We start from the raw sequence: 951 nt of genomic DNA on the forward strand, positions 1-951 counted from the left end.
GATTACGGGTTTGGCTGAATCTAATAACCGTATTTCAGGTTTGATGCGAAACTTTGAAACATCAGTCTGGTTTTCTAACCCTAATCTGAAAGACGTGAGTGCGATTAAAGGTGATGACGGGACTCTAAATAGTTTTGATCTTAGTGTTAAGCAGGTGACGCCTGAGTTAGCTGAAGATCAGGAATCAAGTGAAAAGGGGACTAAATAGTGGGTTTTTCTGAATCTATGGAAAGCCTGAAAGGCTTTGATCCCAATGATATAGACTTTAATAATGCAGGCTCATGGCCTGCACCTGTTAAAGCGGTCGTTTTAGTTGTTGTATTTTTAGTATTGATTGTAGGCGGTTATTTCTTCCTGATTCAGGATCAATATACTGAATTTGATAGAGTCGCTGCAGAAGAAGCAAACTTGAAGCAACAATATGAAAGTAGAGCGTATAAAGTGGCAAATCTGGAGGCTTTTCGTCTGCAGATGGACGACATGAAAAAATCTTTTGGTGTGCTTCTTAAGCAGTTACCTGCAAAAACAGAGGTTCCGGGTCTACTTGAAGATATTACCAATACCGGGCTGGGAAGTGGCTTAGAAATTGAGTCTATTCAGTTGAAACCCGAGGTTTCTAAAGAGTTCTATGTTGAATTGCCAATGGAGATCGTGGTTGCCGGCACTTATCATGACATTGCGTCTTTTGTGAGTGGTGTTGCAAGCTTGCCTCGAATCGTGACTTTGCATGATATGAATATTTCCAAGATGCAGAGTAAGTCTAAAGGAAATAGTCAGGGGCGCAGCAGTCATAAGCTGCAAATGACTGTGCAAGCGAAGACATATCGTTATGGTACTGAGGCAGACAGAGAAAAAAGTAGGCAATCTAAGAAGAAGAAAGGGAGGAGAAGATAATGAATAAAATTTTCTTGTCTCTCGTGCTCGTATCAAGTGTTCTATTGAGTGGTTGTG

Annotated in this window: 2 protein-coding genes; both read left to right on the forward strand. The window is 40.8% G+C overall.

Going from position 1 to position 951, the window contains the following annotated elements:
* The coding region (locus A3756_RS02740; RefSeq protein ID WP_197481123.1) for a PilN domain-containing protein at positions 1–208 on the forward strand (208 nt) is incomplete at its 5' end.
* The gene (locus A3756_RS02745) at positions 208–894 is read left to right on the forward strand and encodes a type 4a pilus biogenesis protein PilO (protein WP_082865054.1); all 687 of its coding nucleotides are present in this window, start codon (positions 208–210) and stop codon (positions 892–894) included. The genes A3756_RS02740 and A3756_RS02745, both read left to right, overlap by 1 nt.
* Positions 895–951: the final 57 nt, after the last annotated feature.

Source organism: Oleiphilus sp. HI0086 (assembly GCF_001635225.1).